Raw genomic sequence first — 19,044 nt, 5'->3', positions numbered from 1 at the left:
TGCTCGGGGCACCCGTGGCCCCGGTTCCGGACACGGTTGAGCGCCCGGCCGGCCCTGCCGCCGACCGGGCGCCCGGCGCCCCCGGGGGACGCGGTCGGAGCCGCTACGACCGCTTCCAGAGGGCCGGCACGTTCGGCGGCTCCCAGCCGGCCATGGCGGTGTGCGCCTGGAGGCAGGTGTAGGAGACGCCGGAGTAGGTCACGCGGTCGCCCGCGCTGTACGAGGTACCCGCAGCCCAGGTGCCGCCCGGCGGCGTGGTCGGGGTGGAGGTGGCGGTCGGGGTGGGCGTGGGCGTCGGGCTCGGCGTGCCCGGGGTCTGCGGCACGTTCAGCACGAAGTCGAAGGTGCCCTCGCGGGTCGGCCCGTTCTGCCGGACGTTCATCAGCAGCCGGGCGTCGTAGATGGTGTCCGTGCTGTTGCGCGGCTCCCCCGGGAAGTACAGCTGGGTGGTGACGATCGGGCGGCCGGGGGCCTGGAGCTTGACGTGGATGTGCCGGGTGCGGCCCGGGTAGAGGCCGGGCACGATGGTGTCCAGCTTGTACGCGCCGTTGGCGTCGGTGAACTGGTGGCCGCGGAAGGTGTAGGTGACGTTGTCGTAGTCGCCGTCGTTGTCCGCCTGCCAGAAGTCCAGCAGCACGCCGGAGATGGGCCGGCAGGCGCGGCCGAACACGTAGCCGCTGACGACCAGGTGGGTGCCGGGGCCGTCGTTGACCATCGAGCTGCGCAGCGGGGAGTTGGGCTTGAAGTACGGGCCCTCGGTCTGCTCGATGGTGGGGGCGTCCCCGTCGTGGCACTCGGGGGTGAAGCCGAGCGGCTCGCCGCTGCTGATCCGGTCCCGGGCCAGGGCGACTCCGCCGCCGACCAGCAGCGGGGCGGCGCCCAGCGCGGCGGCGGCCTTCAGGACGGTCTTGCGGCTGATCATGCCGTCGGGCGTGGGCATGCGCCGTCTCCTTTTCGTGAGGCGGGGAGGTGGGGGGCGGCCCTTGCCATGGTGGGGGCATGACAAGGGCCGAACCGGCGACCCGTTCGCGCGCGCCGGACCGGCCACCGGTGGCCAGCAGCAAAGTTACGGGCCGTCCGGCGCGACCGCGATGGACATGATCCGGGGATCGTGGTGATTTCCGTCGACCCTGGACCGGAACTCCCCCGGGGTCATCCCGGTCTCCCTGCGGAAGAACCGGCAGAAGTACGCCGGGTCGGCGAAGCCCGCCTCCTTGGCGACCTGGCGGATGGTCAGATCCGTGCAGGCCAGCAGCCGTTTGGCCTCCAGGGTCTGCTGGCGGCGGATCAGTCCGCCCGGGGTCCGGCCGGTGGCCTGCTTCACCAGGGTCTGCAGGTGCCCCGGGGAGACCCCGAGCTCCTGCGCGGTGGACGCCACCGAGTGCCGCACCCCGCCCGGCCGGGCGATCAGCCGGGTGAAGGCGGCGGCGACTTCGGCCGGCCGGCTGGGCACCGCCGGACGGTCGGCCGGGGCGCTGGCGCGCAGCGCCCGGACGATCAGGATGTGCAGGCTGGCCCGCAGCACACCCTGGTAGCCGGGCGCCCTGGTCCGGTACTCGTACTCCATGTCGGCGAGCAGCCCGGCGACCGCGTCGGCCTGTTCGCCGAGGGCGAGGGCCGGGCGGGTGGCCAGGGCCCGCAGGGCGGCGAGGTCCTGGGGGTGGCCGAGCAGGAAGTCCTCGTTGAACAGGACGACCCGTCCGACCAGGTCCTCGGTGTCCCCCCAGTAGTGCACCTGGCCGGGGGTGATCACGCACAACTGGGGCGGCGCCAGCGGCCGGTGCACGAGGTCCAGGACGTGGGCGCCGTGGCCGCCGGTGACGTGGACGATCTCGTAGAAGGAGTGCCGGTGGGGGAAGCCGGCCCGGGACAGCGGGCCGATCGCGTCGAAACTGCCGATGGCGAAGGGGAGGAGCTGGGGCAGCGGGACCTGTAGCCGGTGTAACGGCAGGTCCGGCGCGGTTCGGGGGGTGGGGGTGGTCCGTCGCACATCCATCGGAGCAGTGTGCGACCTGTTCCGGGGACAGGTCCAGACCATCTGTGCGCCGTTTTCCCGAACCGGTCCAGACCACCGTCCGGACCGGTCCGGACCACCGGCGCTCCCGGGGGGCGGCGGGGCCCGCCCCGGGGGCGGGCCGCCCCGGCTACACCGGCGGCCAGGGGATCGCGGGCCAGTCCTCGGGCGGCAGCGGATGCCGTCCGGAACCGCGCAGCCCGGCCACCCGGGCCCGGGTCGCGTCCAGTTCGGCCGCCGTCAGGTGCGGGGCGAGGCGCTCGGCGAGCTCGCCGTCCAACTGCTCGGCCAGCCGGGCCAGCACCTCCAGCGCCTCGGCCGGCAGTGGGTCACCGGCCCAGCCCCAGAGCAGGGTGCGCAGCTTGTCCTCGGTGTTGAAGGTGACGCCGTGGTCGATGCCGTACACCCGGCCGTCGGCGGCCGGGATCAGGTGGCCGCCCTTGCGGTCGGCGTTGTTGAGCACCGCGTCCAGGACGGCGAGCCGGCGCAGCCGCCGGTCGTCGTGGTGCACCAGCAGGGCCGTCCGCCCGCCCTCGACCTCGGCCCGGACGATCGGCAGCCAGCCCGCCTCCGGACCGCGCGGGTCCTGGAGCGCGAGCAGCGGCTCGGCCCCCGGGTCCGGCTCGACCCACAGCTGCACCATGCCCGGGCCGTGCGGGCCCTCGCGCAGCACGGTGGGCGGCACCAGCCCCCAGCCGGTCGCGGCGGACAGCTCGTACGCGGCGACCTCGCGCCCGGCCAGCGTGCCGTCCGGGAAGTCCCACAGCGGGCGTTCACCGGCCACCGGCTTGTAGACGGCCTGGGCGCTCAGCGAGCCGTGCGCCACCGTGCAGTACAGCGCGGCGTTGGAGGCGTCGGTGAGCCGGCCGTGCACGGTCAGCTCGCCCTGGCGCAGCAGCGCGAGGGCGGTGGGCACGTCGGCGGCCAGCGCGGCGGCCGCCGACGGGTCGGCCTGCGGCGGGGTGTCGGTGTTCAGCGCCGGTAGCCGTTCGCGCGCGGGCACAGGTGGCCCTCCGGGTCGAGCGGCAGGTTGCAGAACGGGCAGGGCTTGCGGCCGGCCGCGACCAGGTCCAGCGCGCGCTTGGCGAAGACCCGGGCCATCGCGCCGGACAGCCGCACCCGCAGCATGTCCGGGCCGGTGTCGTCGTCGGTGAAGACCGCCTCGGCGGCCTCCTCGTCCTCCTCGTCCTCGACCAGCGCCTGGGCCTCGACCACCAGGCAGCTCTCCACGCTGTCCCAGGCCAGGGCCATCGTGCCGACCCGGAACTCCTGCTCCAGCGGGAGGTCCAGCGGGGCGGTGTCGAGCAGGTCCTTAGGGGCGGCGGCCGGGATGGCGGCGTCGCCGCCGCTGCGCCGCAGCGCCTCGTCCAGGACCTCCTCGATGCGCTCGGCGAGCGCCGCGACCTGGTTCTTCTCCAGCAGCACGCTGGTGATCCGGCCCCGGGCGCTGGCCTGAAGGTAGAACGCCCGGGCGCCGGGCTGGCCGACGGTGCCGGCCACGAACCGTTCGGGCTGGTCGTAGAAGAAGACCTGACGGGGCACGCTCTCGCTCCGGATCGTGTCGGTCGGCGCGGTTCCGCCGGGGGCGGGTCGCGGCCGGATGGACTCGTTAGTCACCCTACGACCTCCGGGCTCCGGCCGGGGAGCCGAGCCGACGGCCGCGGGCGGGGTGGCACCCGGGGAAGCGGACGGTGCCGCCCGGACGGCGCCTCCCCGGACGGCCCGTCGGCGGCGCGGGTCAGACGGTGCCGCCGACCACCGCGTCGCCGGCCGGGGTGGCCGCGGCGGGGCCGGGCTTCGGGGCGAGCGGGCCGAGGTCGCCGGTGTCGCCCATCCTCAGCACGAAGGGCCGCTGCGGGGTGTAGCGGATCGCGGTGACCGAACAGGGCTCGACGCTGATCCGCTGGAAGTGGTCCAGGTGCAGCCCGAGCGCGTCGGCCACCACCGCCTTGATCACGTCGCCGTGCGAGCAGGCGATCCAGACCGCGTCCTCGCCGTGCTCGGCGGCGATCTTCTGGTTCCACTCGCGCACCGCGTCCACCGTGCGGTGGCTCAGCGCGCGCAGCGACTCCCCGCCGGGGAAGGCGGCCGCGGCGGCGTGGTCCTGCACGGTGCGCCAGAGCGGCTCCTTGGCCAGCTCGGCCAGCGGGCGGCCGGTCCAGTCGCCGTAGTGGCACTCCCCCAGCCGCTCGTCCGCGGCCGGCGGGCCGAGTTCGGGCCGGACCGCCAGCAGCGGTTCCAGCGTCTGCCGGCAGCGCTCCAGCGGGCTGCTGACGGCCTGCACCAGCGGGATGCCGGCCAGCCGGCCGGCCAGCGCGGCGGCCTGGTCGCGCCCGGTGTCGTCGAGGTCCACGCCGGGGGTCCAACCGGCCAGGATCCCGGCGGTGTTCGCGGTGGAGCGGCCGTGACGGACGAGCAGCAGGGTGGGCATGGGGTCAGCCTACGGCCTCCGGGCCCGGCCGTGGGGCCCGGTTCTCCGCCCGGATCTCCGCCCGGCCGCACGGTCGGGCGCCGGCCCGGGCGCCGCGGGCCGGCGGACGGGGCACCGGTCGGGTGCCGGGGACGGGTGGACCGGTGGACCGGTTCCTCCCGCGTCCTCGCCGGACGGCCCCGCCCCGGGTGACAATGGCCCGCATGATCGTCCACTGCGCCGCCTACCACGACGGCCGCCGGATCGAGGCCCCCGAGGACCTGGCCGGCGCGCTCGCCGCCGCCCGCGCGGCCGGTCCGGACGGCTTCGTCTGGATAGGCCTGTTCGAGCCCACCACCGAGGAACTCGACCAGGTGGGCCAGGAGTTCGCACTGCACCCGCTGGCCGTCGAGGACGCCGTCAGCGCCCACCAGCGCCCCAAGGTGGAGGCCTACCAGGGCTCGCTGTTCGTCACCCTGAAGACCCTCGGCTACCACCCCGGCGCGCACGTCGTCACGGTCGGCGAGGTGATGGTCTTCCTCGGCCGGGACTTCGTGATGACCGTCCGGCACGGCGAGGACAGCCCGCTCAGCGGCCTCCGCGCCACCCTGGAGCAGGATCCCGAACTGCTGCGCTACGGGCCCAGCTCGGTGCTGCACTCGGTCTGCGACACCATCGTGGACGGCTACATGGACGTGGCCACCGCGCTCCAGAGCGACCTGGACGAGCTGGAGGCGGACATCTTCGCCCCCGGCCGGGTCGGCCGCGACACCGCCGGCCGGATCTACGGCTACAAGCGCCAGGTGATGTCCGTGCGCCGGGCCACCGGCCCGCTGCTGGAGCCGATGCTCGCCCTGGAGCGCGGCGCCCGCTTCGTCCGCTCCGAGACCGCGCCCTACCTGCGGGACGTCGCCGACCACGTGGCCCGGGTGAACGACCAGGTGGACGGCATGGACCGGCTGCTGTCCGACATCCTGAGCGCCAACCTGGCGCAGGTCAGCGTCCAGCAGAACAACGACATGCGGAAGATCTCGGCCTGGGCGGCGCTGGCCGCCGTGCCGACGATGATCGCGGGCGTCTACGGGATGAACTTCGACGACATGCCCGAGCTGCACCAGGCCTGGGGCTACCCGGCGGTGCTGGTGCTGATGGTGGTGGTCTGCCTGGTGCTGCACCGGGTGTTCAAGCGGCACGACTGGCTGTAGCGCCGGTCGTGCCGCCCGCCCGCCGCCCGTCCGGTCACGCCAGCCCGGCGCGCTCCAGCGCCTCGACGCCGGTGCGCAGCGCCAGGATCCGCTCGTCCAGGGTGAACCCGGCCGGGGCCAGGGTGAGCGTGCTGACGCCCGCGTCGGCGTAGGCCTGCATCCGGTCGGCGATCCGGGCGGTGTCGCCGATCAGCGAGGTGGCGTCGATCAGGTCGTGCGGGACGGCGGCCGCGGCGCCCGCGTAGTCCCGGGCGAGGTACTTCTCCTGGACCTCGTCGGCGGCCTGCTCGTAGCCCATCCGCCGGGCGAGCTGGTTGTAGAAGTTCTTCTCCTTGCTGCCCATGCCGCCGATGTAGAGCGCGGCGTACGAGCGCAGGGCGTCCACGCCGGCCTTGACGTCCTCGCCGACCGCGAGGTTCACGGTCGGGCAGAGGTCGAAGCCCTCCAGGGTCCGCCCGGCCTTGGCCCGGCCGGCCGTCAGCGGGTCCAGGGAGAGCGCGGCGTGCTCGGGCGAGAAGAAGATGCCGAGCCAGCCGTCGGCGATCTCGCCGGTCAGCTCCAGGTTCTTCGGGCCGATCGCGGCGATGTACAGCGGGATGTGCTCGCGCACCGGGTGGACGGTGAGCTTGATCGGCTTGCCGGGGCCGCCGGGCAGCGGCAGCGTCCAGTGCGCGCCCTCGTGGACCAGGCGCTCGCGGGACATCGCCTTGCGGATGATCTCCACGTACTCGCGGGTGCGGGCCAGCGGCTTGTCGAACTTCACGCCGTACCAGCCCTCGGACACCTGCGGGCCGGAGACGCCGAGGCCGAGCCGGAACCGGCCGCCGGACAGGGTGTCCAGGGTCGCGGCGGTCATCGCGGTCATCGCCGGGGTGCGGGCCGGGATCTGGAAGATGGCCGAGCCGACGTCGATCCGCTCGGTCTTCGCGGCGACGAAGCTGAGCACCGTCGCGGCGTCCGAGCCGTACGCCTCCGCCGCCCAGCAGACCGAGTAGCCGAGCCGGTCCGCCTCCTGGGCCACGGCGATGTTGTCGGCGTCCATGCCGAGCCCCCAGTAGCCGAGGTTGATCCCGAGTCGCATCTGCCGCACCTTCCAGTGGGTTGGGGTTGTGGCGAGGGTAACCGCGCCCGCGCCGGACATGCTACTGACGGGTAGTGGTGGGCTGGGTCACACTCGCCCGGGTTTCCGCCCCGGTGATCGTTCTGCGGGTCGGCACCCGTGTCCGGGTACCGGCCGCTACGCTCAGCCGACGTGGGGAGTGCTCTTCCCACCTGCGCGTTTACCGGCCTCCGGGGCTCCCGGGGCCACCGGCCAGTGGAGGGCCCGTCCGATGGAACAACGTCACCTCGGCCGTACCGGCCTCCAGGTCTCCCGGCTCGGCCTCGGCACTATGACCTGGGGCCGCGACACCGACGAGCACGAGGCCGCGGAGCAGCTGAAGGAGTTCGTGGACGCCGGCGGCAACCTGGTCGACACCGCCGACGTGTACGCGGACGGCGGCGCCGAGTACCTGCTCTCCCGGCTCACCGACAGCCTGATCCCGCGCTCCGAGCTGGTCATCGCCACCAAGGCCGGCAGCGTCCCCGAGTCCGCCCGCCGCTTCGACGGCTCGCGCGGCCACCTGCTCGCCGCCCTGGACGCCTCGCTGCGCCGGCTCGGCACCGACTACGTCGACCTGTGGCAGGTGCACGCCTTCGACCCGGCCACCCCGGCCGAGGAGACGCTCAGCGCCCTCGACATCGCCGTCGCCTCCGGGCGCGCCCGCTACGTCGGGGTCTGCGACTTCAGCGGCTGGCAGCTCGCCAGGGCCGCCACCTGGCAGCGCGCCCACCACGGGCGGGTGCCGCTGGCCGGGGCGCAGCTGGAGTACTCGCTGCTCCAGCGCGGCATCGAGCGGGAGGCGATGCCCGCCGCACTGGACGCCGGGGTCGGGGTGCTGGCCGGCTCGCCCCTCGGGCGCGGGGTGCTCACCGGCAAGTACCGGCACGGCATCCCCCAGGACTCGCGCGGCGCCTCGCCGTACCTGACCGGGTTCGTCCAGCCGTACCTCGGGGAGCGCTCGCGGCGGATCGTGGACGCCGTCGCCACCGCCGCCGACGGGCTCGCCAGCACGCCGCTGGCGGTCGCGCTGGCCTGGGTCCGGGACCGGCCCGGGGTGGCGAGCGCCCTCGTCGGGGCCCGGACGGTGGCCCAGCTGCAGGCGGCGCTGTCGGTGGAGGCGCTTACGCTTCCGGATGAGATCCGTGGTGCGCTGGACGACATCTCGTCGCCGGTGCACCACTACCCGGACCAGGGGTGGACGGAGCTGTGACCCCCGGCCCTGGCTGTCGAGCAGAACCTGCAGTGGAGTGACCTTGGAGCGGACGACGATGACTGACACGGGCAACGGCGCTCCGGAGGTGACCGCCGGGGGCCGGCTGAGCCCGGAGACGAAGGCGGCGAAGTTCGCGGAGCTGGCCCAGCGGATCCGCGGCATGCAGTCGGAGGACGCCGCGGCGAGTGCCGCGCGGGCGGGTGCCGCCCGGGCGGAGGCCTCGATGGCGGAGGCGTCGACGGCAGAGGCTCCGGAGCCCGAGGGGTCGGAGCCCGCCGCCCCGACCGCCCCGGCGCCTGCCCCTGCCGCCCCGACCGCTCCGGCGCCCGCCCCTGTCGCCCCGACCCCTGCCAGGGCCGTGACGGTCCCCGCCCCGGCCGCTCCCGCCCCGGTGGTGTCCGACCGGCAGCGCGCCGAGGCGATCCGCGCCACCGCCGAGGTGCTGGCCGCCGGCGGCGCCCCGGCCGAGCTGGCGGCCGCCGCCGTGGCCGAGTTCGGTGAGGAGGCCCCCCGGCGGCTGCGCGAGGACCCGTGGGCGGTGCTGGGCCTGCCCGGTGTCCGCCCCGAGCACGCGGACGGCTTCGCCCGTGAGCTGCTCGGCCCCGAAGCCGGCCCGGGCGACGAGCGTCGTGCCCGGGCGCTGGTCGCGTGGCTGCTGGAGCAGGCGGCGCTGCGCGGGCACTCGGCCCAGGAGGCGGCCGAGGTGGCGGCCGGGCTCGAACGGCTCCGGATGCCCGACCCGGGCGCCGCGATCCAGGCCGCCGTCGCGGACGGCCGGGTGCTGCCCTTCCAGGAGGAGCTGACCGGCGCCGAGGCGCACGCGGCGGGGGGCGGCGAGGAGGACGAGGCGCCGACCCGCACGCTGCTCGCCCTGGAGGGGCTGGCGATGGCCGAGGACAGCCTCGCCGAGAAGCTGCTCCAGCTGATGGCCACCTTCGTGCCGGGCGAGGACCCGGCCGACGAGGCCACCGACCCCGACGGCGAGGCCACCGACCCCGACGAGGCCGAGGAGGAGGCCGGGGAGAGCGGGGCCGCCGAGGACTCCGCCGAGCGGGCCCCCGCGGCCCCCGGCCCGACCGCCTGGGCGGCCGCCGCCGAGGCCGCCCCGTCCTCCTCCGCGACCGCCCTGATCACCGCCGCCGCCGAGCACGCCCTGGTGCTGCACACCGGCGGCGAGGCCGCCCGCGCCGAGCCGGCCGCGCTGGTCACCGCCGCCCGGGGCCTGGGGCTGCGGGCCTGGGCCGCCACCTGGACCGACCAGGGCCGGGACTCCCTCGCCGCGCTCGCCGGGGCCGGCACCGGGGCCGAGGCCCCCGTGGTCACCCTCGCCGGGCTGCTCTCCGGCGCCGCCGGCCCCGGCCGCGCCCCGGACGGCACCCTCGCCCTGGACCTGCTGGTCCTCCTGGACGCCCCGCTGCTGGACGTCGAACTGGCCGCCACCGTCCTGGAGTCGCTGGCCGACGGCACCCGGCTGGTGCTCAGCGGGGACCCGGGCCAGCTCTGGTCGGCCGGGCCCGGCCGGTTCTTCGCCGACCTGCTGGCCGCCAGGGCCTGCCCGGCGGTCGCCTCCCGCACCCCGGACTTCGGCCCGATCGGCGAGCTGGTCTCCGGCATCGGCATCGGCGAGCTGCAGCCGGTCGAGGCGCCGGACAAGGAGGTGGTCATCCTGACCGCCAAGGACGCCGGCGAGGCCGTCCACCGTGCCATCCAGCTGCTCACCGACTCCATCCCGCGCGCGCTGGGCATCCCCGTCGAGCAGGTGGTGCTGCTCACCCCGGGTCACGGCGGCGCGGCCGGCACCCGCGCGCTGAACGCCGCCGCCAAGGCCCGGCTCAACCCCGGCCCCGGCCGGTTCGGCGGCTTCGACCCGGGTGACCGGGTGGTCGACTCCCCCGCCCCCGGCGTCACCCGCCCGGCCCGGGTGCTGGACGGCGACGCCACCGGTCTGCACCTGGAGTACACGGACGGCTCGCGCCGGACGGTCCCGCCGGCCGAGGCCGCCCGGCTGCGGCACGGCTGGGCGCTGACCGTCCACCAGGCGCTCGGCCGGCGCTGGCCGGGCGCGGTCGTGGTGCTGCCGGAGGACGCCGCCCCGGCGCTCACCCGGCAGTGGGTCTACACCGCCTTCGGGCGCGGCGAGCGGCACCTGTCCGTGGTGCACGCGGCGGGCCCGGCGCTCGCCCAGGCCGTCGCCGAGCGCCCGGCGCAACCGCGCACCACCCGGCTGCGGGCGGTCCTCGCCGAGAACACCGCAGCCTCGGAGAACTGACCGGCGTTCCGGCGGGCCTCGCGTCGTGCGTCCCGGCCGGCCCCGTCGCGTCGTGCGTTCCGGCCCGCCGGCCGGGACGCACGCGCCGGGCCGGAACGCACGACGGGCGGGCCCGGTGGTCCCGGGCCCGCCCGTCGGCTCGTCCTGGACGGCGTCAGTCGTCCGGGTCCTCGTCGTCGTAGACCTCGCTGACGTCGAACCGGCAGATCAGCAGCTGCGGGTCGGCGTGCTCGAAGGGCTCGGGCAGCCACTCGCCCGGCTCGGTCGGCTCGGCGGCCGCGACCCAGAGCGTCGAGTCGGCCTCCTCCAAGCCGAACTCCTCGCTGCGGGCGGCGATCTCGTCGGGCTCGTACTCGCCGAACAGCACGCCGATCGCGGCGTTCACCTCGCCCGCGCCGACTTCGCCCGGAGTCAGCGACTCGTCCAGCCGCTCCGCCTGGGCACGCAGCCGCTTGGGGTCGACGACGTGGTAGTCGCGGCGGATCAACACACTGATCGCCTCGGGCTGTTCGGGGCCGTGGTAACCGCCGGGGCCCTCGTCCCCGGGGATCTCGAAGGGCGTCACCTCGTCGTAGGCCTCGTACAGGAGCTGGTCGTAGGCGATGGCCGCCGTGGCGAGCTGCTCGTAGGCGGCGGACACGGCGGGATCATCGGCTGCGTTGGGGCTTGACACCGCTTCCAGATGACGGTCGATGGCGGCCTTGACCGCCTCAGCGGCGGCGCGTACCTCGGCAATGGTGGGCTGCGCGGCATCAGACATGGTGCAGACGCTATCTCCCCGCGGCGCCGGTACGCACAGCGGTTGTCACCTACACCCGCGATTTCACCGCAACTTCCGCCCTGATGTCCGATCTCTTCCGTTTCGTCCTCCGGTGACACCGGCGCGAAGCGGGCGCGCAGGGCGCGCGCCGGGCCCGCCGAGGCCGCCCGGGTGCCGCTTCGCGCGCCGGGATCGGGGTATTCCCTTCACAGCGGCAACAGAACTGATGGACTGTCAGTCGACCGCGCGGGTCGTCGCCCTCCGGGCCGCCGCCTCCGCGCGGGAGGACGGCCGGAAATACCCGGGCCGACTGTCCGGGGCAGGCCGTAGGCTTGCCCGAGGTGATCCCCAGGAGGAGCGTTTTGATCCCACGGAAGCCGGTCCGGCAGCCGGAGTACGAGTACCAGTCCCTGCGCATGCCGCGCGGCACCACGCGCAACGCGGCGCGCCAACTGCTCACCGAGCACGCCGAGTACGGGCACTGGGAGCTCGACCGGCTCAGGTTGTTCCCCGACGGCAGCCGGACGGTCCGGTTGAAGCGGCGGATCATCCGGCAGGTCCGGAGCTGGTGACGGGCGGGGCGCCGCGGCCCCGGGCAGGGCTCGCCCCGAGCCCTCACCCACCCGCGGCCGCCCGTTCGCTCGGCGGCCGCGGGTGCGTCGTTCCGCGGCGGGCGCGCGGGCCGGGTCCGGCACGCACCCCGAGGGCCTTCCTCAGGCCCCGGGCCTGTCGACGACAGGCCCTCAGCGGGTCAGCGGGCGCCGGCCCGGGCCCGGCGGTAGAGCACGCCGCCGCCGAGCAGCAGCGCGAGACCGGCGGCACCGAGCAGCTCGACGCCGCCGGCCCCGGTGGAGGCCAGCTGGGCGGCCGGAGCGTCCGCGGCGGCGGGCGCCGCGACGACCGCCGCGGTGGACTCGCCGCCGATGCGCGGGTTCGTCACCTCCTCGGCGGAGACCTGCGGCGGGGTCGGGCAGGCCTCGGCGCAGCCCTCGGCCGGCGGGGCCGGGGTGGGCGGCACGACCTTCTCCACGTTGGCGCAGTGGTTGCCGAACGCCGGGTTGGCGACGCCGACCACGTTCACCGAGTTGCCGCACGCGTTGACCGGGACGTCCACCGGCGCCTGGACGCTGTTGCCGGAGATCACGCCGGCCGAGTTGGTGGCGGTGCCGGAGGCGCCGGCGCCCGGGACGCCGGCACCCGGGAGGTTGGCGCCCGGCACCGTGGTGCCCGGAACGCCGGTGCCCTGGCTCCCGCCGGTACCCGAGCCGTCGACGCCGCCCGCGCCACCACCGGTGTGGCCGCCGCCACCGCCGGTGGCCCCCGAGCCGCCGCCGGGCTGGCCGCCCTGGGCGGGCTTGCCCGCCGGGTGGCCTCCGCCGTTGACGTTGGCGCAGTGGTTGCCGAAGGACGGGTTCAGCAAGCCGACCACGTCGATCGTGTTGCCGCAGGCGTTGATCGGCACCTGGATCGGCACCTGGACCGAGTTGCCCGAGACGACGCCGGGCGAACCGGTGGCCACCCCCTGTGCCTCGGCTCCCCCCGCATAGGCGTAGCCGGCGGTCGAGGCCAGCACACTGCCGGTGGCCACGGCCGTGAGGATCCCCTTCTTGGCTACATTCCTCATGTTTTCCCCTGACATTTCGAGACGACGTGTCGACCTTGACGTGAACCTTCAAGAAAGTCGGAATTTCGGTATATCCGTAAATCACGCAAGGGCTTCGGCTGCACACGGGTTAACGAGGGGCCAACCGGGAGGTTGAGCCGAACGAATCAGCTTCACCCGATCGAGCGATCGTGTCGGGTGCCGTGTATCCGGCGGCCCCGGGAGGACCGCCGGCCGGCAGCCGACGGGCGCCGACGGGCCGCCGGGAACGCGAAGGCCCCCGGCGCGGCGCGTCCGCCGCCCGGGGGCCGTTCCGAGTTCGGCTCAACAGGCCTCGGCGGCCCGGAGGTCGACTCAGACGTTGGCGCAGTGGTTGCCGAAGGCGGGGTTCAGCACGCCGACGACGTCCACGGTGTTGCCGCAGAAGTTGATCGGGATGTGCACCGGGACCTGGATCTGGTTGCCCGACAGCACACCCGGGGAGCCCGCGGCCACACCCTCGGCGCCCGCGTGAGCGGACGCGACACCGGCGGCGGCGAGCACCAGACCACCGGTGGCGGCGGTGACAGCGGCGATCTTCTTGACCTTCATCATTCCTCCTGTATGGACAACGCAACCCGTTCGGCGGGCTGCACAGGGATGAACGACGCTGCGGCAAACGGGGTACGGAGTGGATCTCCCATTCACCCGCAACGGTGAGGTCTCGCACAAATGATCAACCAGGAAATTCCGGAGGAACCGTTTCTGTCGATCTCCTTCTCCCGGTCCCACAATCATCCGCTCGGACAATGCGGCCGGCCCGCCCCCGGCGCTCCGGGAACGGGCCGACCCAGTCGCCTGATCAGGAATTCAGCAGGCGTCGATGAAGCGGTCCAGCACCCGGGCGCCGAACTTCAGGCCGTCCACCGGCACCCGCTCGTCCACGCCGTGGAACATCCCGGCGAAGTCCAGGTCCGGCGGCAGCTGGAGCGGCGCGAAGCCGAAGCAGCGGATGCCCAGGTCCTGGAAGGACTTGGCGTCCGTCCCGCCCGACAGGCAGTACGGGACCGCGCGGGCGATCGGGTCCTCGGCCCGCAGCGCGGTCTGCATCGCCTCGACCAGGGCGCCGTCGAAGCCGGTCTCGATCGCCTTGTCCGAGTGGATGCTCTCGCGCTTCACGCGCGGGCCGAGCACGCTGTCCAGCTCGGCCAGGAACTCCTCCTCGTAGCCGGGCAGGAAGCGCCCGTCCACGTGCGCGGTGGCCTGACCGGGGATCACGTTCACCTTGTAGCCCGCGCCGAGCATGGTCGGCTGGGCGGTGTTGCGCAGGGTGGTGCCGATCATCTTGGCGATGCCGCCGAGCACCCGCAGCGTCTCGTCCATGTTCTCCGGGTCCAGCTCGACCCCGAGCGCGTCCGACAGCTCGTCCAGGAAGGCCCGGACGGTCTTGGTGATCCGCAGCGGGAACTGATGCCGGCCGAGCCTGGCGACCGCCTCGCACAGCTCGGTGATCGCGTTGTCGTCGTTCTCCATCGAGCCGTGGCCGGCCCGGCCCTCGACCGTCAGGCGCATCCAGTGCATGCCCTTCTCGGCCGTCTCCACCAGGTAGAGCCGGACCTGGTCGTTGACCGTGAAGGAGAAGCCGCCGACCTCGCCGATCGCCTCGGTCACGCCCTCGAACAGTCCCGGGTGCTTGTCCACCAGGAAGCGCGCCCCGTAGGTGCCGCCGGCCTCCTCGTCGGCGAGGAAGGCCAGCACGATGTCGCGCGGGGGCTTGCGCCCGGTGCGGAGCCGGTCGCGGATGACCGCCAGGGTCATCGCGTCCATGTCCTTCATGTCGACCGCGCCGCGCCCCCAGACGCAGCCGTCCGCGATCTCGCCGCCGAACGGGTCGTGGGTCCAGTCCGCGGCGTTGGCCGGCACCACGTCGGTGTGGCCGTGGATCAGCAGGCCCGGACGGGAGCGGTCCTCGCCCTCGATCCGGACCACGGTCGAGGCCCGCCCCTTGGCCGACTCGAAGATCTTCGGTTCGAGGCCGAACTCGGCGAGCTGCTCGGCCACGTACTCGGCCGCCTTCCGCTCGCCCGGGCCGGAGCCGTCCCCGTAGTTACTGGTGTCGATCCGGATCAGATCGCGACAGATCTCGGCGACCTCCGACTCAGCCGTCACCTTCGGGGCCGCCGACTCGCTCCGCTCGCTCACGGTCACTCCTCGTCTTGGGCCCGCACCGACGCACCAGCGCGCCACCCCCAGGACCTGCACCCGGGCCGTACGAGCACGTCCGCCCATCCTCCCCCAGCCCCGTATCCCGATCCAGCCCCCGCACGCTCCCGAAACCCCCTGGTCACGCCCCCGCCACAGACTGCCCCTCGCCGCCGCCACCGGCCCCGCTCCCCCGCCGGGAACCGTTTTGGGAGCCCAAGCCGATCTTTGCTACAGTTACATCTGTCAGCGCGACGGACGAGAGATCGGAAGCCGCGAGGACGACACCCGGTCCGGGTGGCGGAATGGCAGACGCGCTAGCTTGAGGTGCTAGTGCCCTTTATCGGGCGTGGGGGTTCAAGTCCCCCCTCGGACACCGACGGAAGGCCCCAGTTGATCTGGGGCCTTCCTGCTTTTCGGCTTCTTCCGGCACGGCTTTCCGCCGGGGCCTCCCCCACCGCTCTCCACTGGGTCCGACCGGCCGGATGCCCGGCCGGTGGGTACCGGCCGGGCATCCGGGGTGGGTCTGATCCGACGGGACGGTGCCCGGGTCAGGCCCGAGCGGGTCGGGTCAGCTCTCGACGAAGGTGGCGCCCGAACCCGTGAAGGAGCCGGAGACGCCGTTGTCGTCGGCCCAGATCCAGAAGTCGGCGTGCGAGACGCCGTCCGGGCCGACGTGGGATTCGACGGCCGCGAGACCGGCACCGTTCTCGTTCGCGGTGAAGTAGCCCTTGCCGTAGTTCGCGTCGATGCCTTCGGCGGCCGACGCCAGGCCGGCGCAGCCGAGGACGAGCGGGACGGTGAGAGCGCCGACAGCCACGACTCGCTTGAGAGCACGCATGAAGATCTCCTCCACGGAGTTTTCCGGATCTGGTGGCGGCGCCGGTCGGCCCCGCCGCGATTCAGACAGCCACGGCCCGCATCCCGTCGCAACCGGCGCCGCACCCCGTCCGGCCTCGCGTCCCGTCGGAATCGCCGCTCTCACCAGCAGAAATACAGTTCGTATGCCCATCTCACAGGATCATTCGGCCGGAGCACACCCGCGTCACTCTCCGTGCCGACCACGGCCGCGACGCCGGCCCGCGGTCGCGCCGCCCCGATCCCCGGCGGCATCATTCGAACGGCCCGATACGCGGCTCGGACGTACGGGAACAGTTGGCTAGCACCTCGGGACCGACGGGTCCCCGCAGGGGCTCACCTCCGATCCCCGCCGAAGTCTCCGCCATGGCCGACGAGTCGGCGGGCCACCCCTTGACAGGCGTTCCGAGCAGTGCAGAATGACTTCATTATGAAGCAGGTAAATAACTCAGGGGAAGCGGCGACCGGCCCGTTGGGGCGGGATGACGAGGGCCGGCTGTACGACAGCAGGGTGCGGACGGCCATGGGCATGTTCACCAAGGGCGGGGACACCCTGGCGCTGGAGGCGGCGGCCGCCGCGCGGTCGGCGTTCCACGCGGTGGAGAGGCTTCGGGCGCACGGATCACGGGGACGGGGGCTGAGCGCGGGGGCGCTGGACGTGCTGGTACGGCTCGGTGCGGCGGGTGGGGCCGGGGAACCGGGGCTGACGGTGGGCGAGTTGGCCCGGGCCGGCGGGGTGACCCCGCGCAACGCGACCGGGCTGGTGGACACCCTGGAGCGGGAGGGGCTGGCCCGCCGCTCCCCCGACCCGAAGGACCGGCGGGCGGTGCTGGTCACCGCGACGGCCGAGGGGCTGGCCTGGCTGGAGGAGTTCCGGGTGCCCACCGAGCGCGCGATGGCCGCCGTCTTCCGCGGCTTCAGCCCCGAGGAGCTGGCCCAACTGCGGCACCTGTGCCTGCGGTTGGTGGAGAACCAGCAGCAGATCGAGCAGTACCTCGGCGCGGGCCCGGAGGCCGATGTCAGCTGACGGCCGGGGTGGCGTCCCGCTTCGGCCGGCCGCGCAGCGACTGCGCGGTGACGAAGGCCGCCACCGTGGACACGATCAGCAGCGGCATCGAGTTCGCCGCCTCGCCGCCGAGCAGCATGGCGGCCAGGACGGTGCTGGTGACCGGCAGTCCGGTGACGGCGGCGCTGGAGGCCGCGAGGCCGACGGCCAGGGCGGGCGCGGCGCCGAGGCCGGGCAGCGGCGCACAGGCCGTGCCGAGGGCCGCACCGAGCAGGATCGCCGGGAAGATCGGGCCGCCGCGCAGACTGCCGAGGGCGATCGACCAGGCCAGCCCCTTGCAGAGCACCAGGGCGAGCAGCGCCCCGACCGGCCAGGCGGCCGGGTCGGCGGCGAGCGCGCCCAGGGTGGCCTGCCCGGAGAGCGCGGCCTCCTCCGGGGAGCGGCCGGTGAGCAGCGCGTAGGCGGCGAGGCAGCCGCCGACGGCGACCGCGCACAGCACCGTGCGCAGGGCGGTCTGCCGTGCGGTGCCGGTCGCGGTGAGGACCTTCACCCGGCGGCCGACGCCCTGCCCGGCCACGCAGACCACGGCGATCGCGACGGCCAGCGGGACGCCCCAGAGGAAGTCCCCCGGGTCGGGCACCCCGCTCTTCGGCAGGCGCGGCAGCGAGAGCGCGCCGATCGCCAGGCCGGTCCAGTGGCCGAAGCCGGTGAAGACCAGCGCCCCGAGCCCGCCGGCCAGCAGGCTGGGCAGGATCATCGCGATCAGCTGCGGGCCGCCCAGCCCGGCCGCCTCGATCAGCATCACGGCGGCCACCAGCGGGCTGCCGAAGATGGTGGAGATCGCCGCCGCCGCACCCGCCGTACCCAACACCGCCACCAGCCGCGGCTGTTCGGCCCTCCTGGCGGAGCGGACGGCGAGCAGGGCGAGGCCGCCGCCGAGCGCCATCAGCGGCGCCTCCGGGCCGAGCACCACGCCGAGCGGCAGACCGGCGAGCGCGGCCAGCACCACGCCGGGGACGGCGGCCGGCGGTGTGGGCGGGCCGCCCAGCCCGTCCACCGGGACGTGGCCGCCGCGCCCGGGCAACCGGGTCACGACCGGGGCGAGCAGCAGGCCGGCCAGCAGCAGCGCCGGCAGCGGCCACCACCAGGGCGCCCGGCGGTAGCCGGCCGCGGTCGGCAGGCTCTCCCAGACCCAGTGCTGGAGTTGGTGTTCCAGGCCGACGAAGCCGAAGGCCGCCAGCGAGACCGGGATGCCGACCAGGGCCGAGATCAGCAGCAGCCGGAGGTAGCCGCTGTGCGGCAGCGGCTCGCGCAGGGGCGGGCCGCCGCCCGGCTGCCGGGACGTCGTCGGCATCGCCGCTCCCTCGCGCTCCCGGGCCGCCCGCCGCCCGGGAGGCCCCGTCCTGCGGCCGAGTCTCGCCCCGGGCCGGAAGCCCCGCACGGCGCGGGAGCCGTCGCCCGGGGCCACGGCGGCCCCGGCTGCGCCGTACGGGTGATGGTCAGACCTGGCGGGCGTCGGTGCCCAGCGCGCTCTCGATGCCCTGGACCATCCGCCACAGCGGCGCCCGGCGGCTGGCGACCAGCACCACGACGTCGTCGGAGTCGCCCTCGGCGGCGGCCTCGGCCGGGCGGTCGCTCCAGGTGCCGGTGACGAAGGCCATCGCCGCGTCCACCTCGGCCACCCAGTCGCTCTCCCCACCCGAGCGCAGCCAGGTGCGCAGGGCGTGGTTGTGCGCGGCGACCACGGCCGCGGCGGTCACGTCCGCGCGCAGCGGGCCGTCCGGGCGGTCGGCGTAGCGGCCGCGCAGGTAGGCGGCGAGGGTGTGCTCGTAGCGCCAGACCACGGACAGCTCGTACGCCCGCAGGCCGGGCACCTTGCGGGTCAGGCGGTAGCGCTGGACGGAGAAGGACGGCTGCTCGGCGTACATCCGCAGGACCAGGCGGGCGGCGTCGCAGGCGTGCTTGACCGGGTCCTCCTCGCCGGTGCCGGAGTCCAGGAACTCCGTCATCTCGGCGAGGCTGCGCTCGTGGTCGGGGAAGACCACGTCCTCCTTGGCCGGGAAGTAGCGGAAGAAGGAGCGCCGGCCGACACCGGCCAGCGCGACGATGTCGTCGACGGTGGTCTGTTCGAAGCCGCGCTCCAGGAAGAGCTCGAAGGCCGCGGCCACCAGCGCCTCGCGCATCGCCGGCTTCGAGGGCCCGTCAGTCATGGGCTGGTCCTGCTCTTCCTTCTCGCTCATCCACCGGAACCTAACATCCGCGCCCAGGGGGCGGCGCCGACGGCCGGGCCTCTCGCGGGCCCCGCCGTCGGGCACGTCCTGAGCGGGTTACGGGAGGTTGCGGGCCATCACGATCCGCTGGACCTGGTTGGTGCCCTCGTAGATCTGCGTGATCTTCGCGTCCCGCATCATCCGCTCCACCGG

General features: G+C 74.6%; 19 protein-coding genes and 1 tRNA gene. 6 read left to right on the top strand and 14 right to left on the bottom strand.

Features of this window, described 5'->3' with window-relative positions:
* Positions 1 to 103: 103 nt before the first annotated feature.
* The 5 genes from ACFY0X_RS32035 to ACFY0X_RS32015 all read right to left on the bottom strand — a co-directional run bounded on the left by ACFY0X_RS32035 (position 104) and on the right by ACFY0X_RS32015 (position 4,445).
* Positions 104 to 940 (bottom strand): carbohydrate-binding protein, encoded by an 837-nt coding sequence (locus ACFY0X_RS32035; protein WP_387759849.1) that lies wholly within the window; start codon positions 938 to 940, stop codon positions 104 to 106.
* 126 nt (positions 941 to 1,066) lie between these two features.
* On the bottom strand, positions 1,067 to 1,996 hold the full coding sequence (locus ACFY0X_RS32030) for an AraC family transcriptional regulator (RefSeq protein ID WP_387759848.1): 930 nt from the start codon (positions 1,994 to 1,996) through the stop codon (positions 1,067 to 1,069).
* Between the two features lie 148 nt (positions 1,997 to 2,144).
* The gene (locus tag ACFY0X_RS32025) at positions 2,145 to 2,942 is read right to left on the bottom strand and encodes an SCO1664 family protein (RefSeq protein ID WP_387759924.1); all 798 of its coding nucleotides are present in this window, start codon (positions 2,940 to 2,942) and stop codon (positions 2,145 to 2,147) included.
* Between the two features lie 44 nt (positions 2,943 to 2,986).
* Positions 2,987 to 3,556, bottom strand: coding sequence for a DUF3090 domain-containing protein (locus ACFY0X_RS32020; protein WP_387759846.1), 570 nt, complete (start codon positions 3,554 to 3,556; stop codon positions 2,987 to 2,989).
* Between the two features lie 196 nt (positions 3,557 to 3,752).
* Entirely contained in the window at positions 3,753 to 4,445 is a 693-nt protein-coding gene (locus ACFY0X_RS32015) for a histidine phosphatase family protein (RefSeq protein ID WP_387759845.1), read from the bottom strand.
* Between the two features lie 203 nt (positions 4,446 to 4,648).
* Here ACFY0X_RS32015 and ACFY0X_RS32010 point away from each other — a divergent pair, with 203 nt between their 5' ends.
* Positions 4,649 to 5,629 carry a magnesium and cobalt transport protein CorA gene (locus ACFY0X_RS32010; RefSeq protein ID WP_387759843.1) on the top strand — a complete coding sequence of 327 codons (981 nt, stop codon included), beginning with the start codon at positions 4,649 to 4,651 and terminating at the stop codon, positions 5,627 to 5,629.
* A gap of 34 nt (positions 5,630 to 5,663) precedes the next feature.
* Here ACFY0X_RS32010 and ACFY0X_RS32005 read toward each other — a convergent pair whose 3' ends face one another.
* Complete coding sequence (locus tag ACFY0X_RS32005; protein ID WP_387759841.1) at positions 5,664 to 6,710, bottom strand: LLM class F420-dependent oxidoreductase; 1,047 nt, start codon at positions 6,708 to 6,710, stop codon at positions 5,664 to 5,666.
* Positions 6,711 to 6,960: 250 nt separating this feature from the next.
* On the opposite strand from ACFY0X_RS32005, the gene ACFY0X_RS32000 reads away from it, so the two are divergent.
* Both ACFY0X_RS32000 and ACFY0X_RS31995 read left to right on the top strand, forming a co-directional pair.
* Positions 6,961 to 7,941, top strand: coding sequence for an aldo/keto reductase (locus tag ACFY0X_RS32000; RefSeq protein WP_387759839.1), 981 nt, complete (start codon positions 6,961 to 6,963; stop codon positions 7,939 to 7,941).
* 58 nt (positions 7,942 to 7,999) lie between these two features.
* Entirely contained in the window at positions 8,000 to 10,213 is a 2,214-nt protein-coding gene (locus tag ACFY0X_RS31995; protein ID WP_387759837.1) for a helix-hairpin-helix domain-containing protein, read from the top strand.
* A gap of 154 nt (positions 10,214 to 10,367) precedes the next feature.
* On the opposite strand, the gene ACFY0X_RS31990 is transcribed toward ACFY0X_RS31995, so the two are convergent.
* Positions 10,368 to 10,973, bottom strand: a complete 606-nt coding sequence (locus tag ACFY0X_RS31990; protein ID WP_387759836.1) for a hypothetical protein — start codon at positions 10,971 to 10,973, stop codon at positions 10,368 to 10,370.
* Positions 10,974 to 11,338: 365 nt separating this feature from the next.
* On the opposite strand from ACFY0X_RS31990, the gene ACFY0X_RS31985 reads away from it, so the two are divergent.
* Positions 11,339 to 11,545, top strand: a complete 207-nt coding sequence (locus ACFY0X_RS31985; RefSeq protein ID WP_360261758.1) for a DUF5703 family protein — start codon at positions 11,339 to 11,341, stop codon at positions 11,543 to 11,545.
* A 179-nt stretch (positions 11,546 to 11,724) separates the two neighbouring features.
* Here ACFY0X_RS31985 and ACFY0X_RS31980 read toward each other — a convergent pair whose 3' ends face one another.
* From ACFY0X_RS31980 to ACFY0X_RS31970, 3 genes are all read right to left on the bottom strand, one after another.
* A complete protein-coding gene (locus tag ACFY0X_RS31980) occupies positions 11,725 to 12,561 on the bottom strand; it encodes a chaplin (protein ID WP_387759834.1) in 837 nt (278 codons plus the stop codon).
* Positions 12,562 to 12,930: 369 nt separating this feature from the next.
* Entirely contained in the window at positions 12,931 to 13,167 is a 237-nt protein-coding gene (locus ACFY0X_RS31975; protein WP_387759832.1) for a chaplin, read from the bottom strand.
* 258 nt (positions 13,168 to 13,425) lie between these two features.
* Complete coding sequence (locus ACFY0X_RS31970) at positions 13,426 to 14,757, bottom strand: M20/M25/M40 family metallo-hydrolase (RefSeq protein ID WP_355267768.1); 1,332 nt, start codon at positions 14,755 to 14,757, stop codon at positions 13,426 to 13,428.
* 291 nt (positions 14,758 to 15,048) lie between these two features.
* Between ACFY0X_RS31970 and ACFY0X_RS31965 the strand changes: the two genes are divergently transcribed.
* Positions 15,049 to 15,133: transfer RNA gene (locus tag ACFY0X_RS31965), tRNA-Leu, on the top strand.
* Positions 15,134 to 15,328: 195 nt separating this feature from the next.
* On the opposite strand, the gene ACFY0X_RS31960 is transcribed toward ACFY0X_RS31965, so the two are convergent.
* Positions 15,329 to 15,598: a hypothetical protein gene (locus ACFY0X_RS31960; protein WP_387759830.1), complete on the bottom strand. Its 270-nt coding sequence runs from the start codon at positions 15,596 to 15,598 to the stop codon at positions 15,329 to 15,331.
* A 540-nt stretch (positions 15,599 to 16,138) separates the two neighbouring features.
* On the opposite strand from ACFY0X_RS31960, the gene ACFY0X_RS31955 reads away from it, so the two are divergent.
* The gene (locus ACFY0X_RS31955) at positions 16,139 to 16,642 is read left to right on the top strand and encodes a MarR family winged helix-turn-helix transcriptional regulator (RefSeq protein WP_387759829.1); all 504 of its coding nucleotides are present in this window, start codon (positions 16,139 to 16,141) and stop codon (positions 16,640 to 16,642) included.
* Here ACFY0X_RS31955 and ACFY0X_RS31950 read toward each other — a convergent pair.
* The 3 genes from ACFY0X_RS31950 to ACFY0X_RS31940 all read right to left on the bottom strand — a co-directional run.
* Entirely contained in the window at positions 16,635 to 17,975 is a 1,341-nt protein-coding gene (locus ACFY0X_RS31950) for a chloride channel protein (protein WP_387759828.1), read from the bottom strand. The two genes, ACFY0X_RS31955 and ACFY0X_RS31950, sit on opposite strands and share 8 nt — an antisense overlap.
* Before the next feature lie 145 nt (positions 17,976 to 18,120).
* The gene (locus ACFY0X_RS31945; RefSeq protein ID WP_387759922.1) at positions 18,121 to 18,804 is read right to left on the bottom strand and encodes a TetR family transcriptional regulator; all 684 of its coding nucleotides are present in this window, start codon (positions 18,802 to 18,804) and stop codon (positions 18,121 to 18,123) included.
* Positions 18,805 to 18,948: 144 nt separating this feature from the next.
* Positions 18,949 to 19,044: acyl-CoA dehydrogenase family protein (locus ACFY0X_RS31940; protein ID WP_157849844.1), on the bottom strand; the 96-nt coding region annotated here is incomplete at its 5' end.

Origin of the sequence: Kitasatospora sp. NPDC001547 (genome assembly GCF_042894165.1) — a bacterium.
In the GTDB taxonomy this organism is placed as follows: Bacteria; Actinomycetota; Actinomycetes; order Streptomycetales; family Streptomycetaceae; genus Kitasatospora.
This window is presented reverse-complemented; position numbering and strand designations above follow the sequence as displayed.

Coding starts and splice junctions, on each gene's coding strand:
- ACFY0X_RS32035 (WP_387759849.1), bottom strand. CDS start 940: ATGCCCACGCCCGACGGCATGATCAGCCGCAAGACCGTCCTGAAGGCC.
- ACFY0X_RS32030 (WP_387759848.1), bottom strand. CDS start 1,996: ATGGATGTGCGACGGACCACCCCCACCCCCCGAACCGCGCCGGACCTG.
- ACFY0X_RS32015 (WP_387759845.1), bottom strand. CDS start 4,445: ATGCCCACCCTGCTGCTCGTCCGTCACGGCCGCTCCACCGCGAACACC.
- ACFY0X_RS32010 (WP_387759843.1), top strand. CDS start 4,649: ATGATCGTCCACTGCGCCGCCTACCACGACGGCCGCCGGATCGAGGCC.
- ACFY0X_RS32005 (WP_387759841.1), bottom strand. CDS start 6,710: ATGCGACTCGGGATCAACCTCGGCTACTGGGGGCTCGGCATGGACGCC.
- ACFY0X_RS32000 (WP_387759839.1), top strand. CDS start 6,961: ATGGAACAACGTCACCTCGGCCGTACCGGCCTCCAGGTCTCCCGGCTC.
- ACFY0X_RS31995 (WP_387759837.1), top strand. CDS start 8,000: ATGACTGACACGGGCAACGGCGCTCCGGAGGTGACCGCCGGGGGCCGG.
- ACFY0X_RS31990 (WP_387759836.1), bottom strand. CDS start 10,973: ATGTCTGATGCCGCGCAGCCCACCATTGCCGAGGTACGCGCCGCCGCT.
- ACFY0X_RS31975 (WP_387759832.1), bottom strand. CDS start 13,167: ATGAAGGTCAAGAAGATCGCCGCTGTCACCGCCGCCACCGGTGGTCTG.
- ACFY0X_RS31960 (WP_387759830.1), bottom strand. CDS start 15,598: ATGCGTGCTCTCAAGCGAGTCGTGGCTGTCGGCGCTCTCACCGTCCCG.
- ACFY0X_RS31955 (WP_387759829.1), top strand. CDS start 16,139: ATGGGCATGTTCACCAAGGGCGGGGACACCCTGGCGCTGGAGGCGGCG.
- ACFY0X_RS31950 (WP_387759828.1), bottom strand. CDS start 17,975: ATGCCGACGACGTCCCGGCAGCCGGGCGGCGGCCCGCCCCTGCGCGAG.
- ACFY0X_RS31945 (WP_387759922.1), bottom strand. CDS start 18,804: ATGCGCGAGGCGCTGGTGGCCGCGGCCTTCGAGCTCTTCCTGGAGCGC.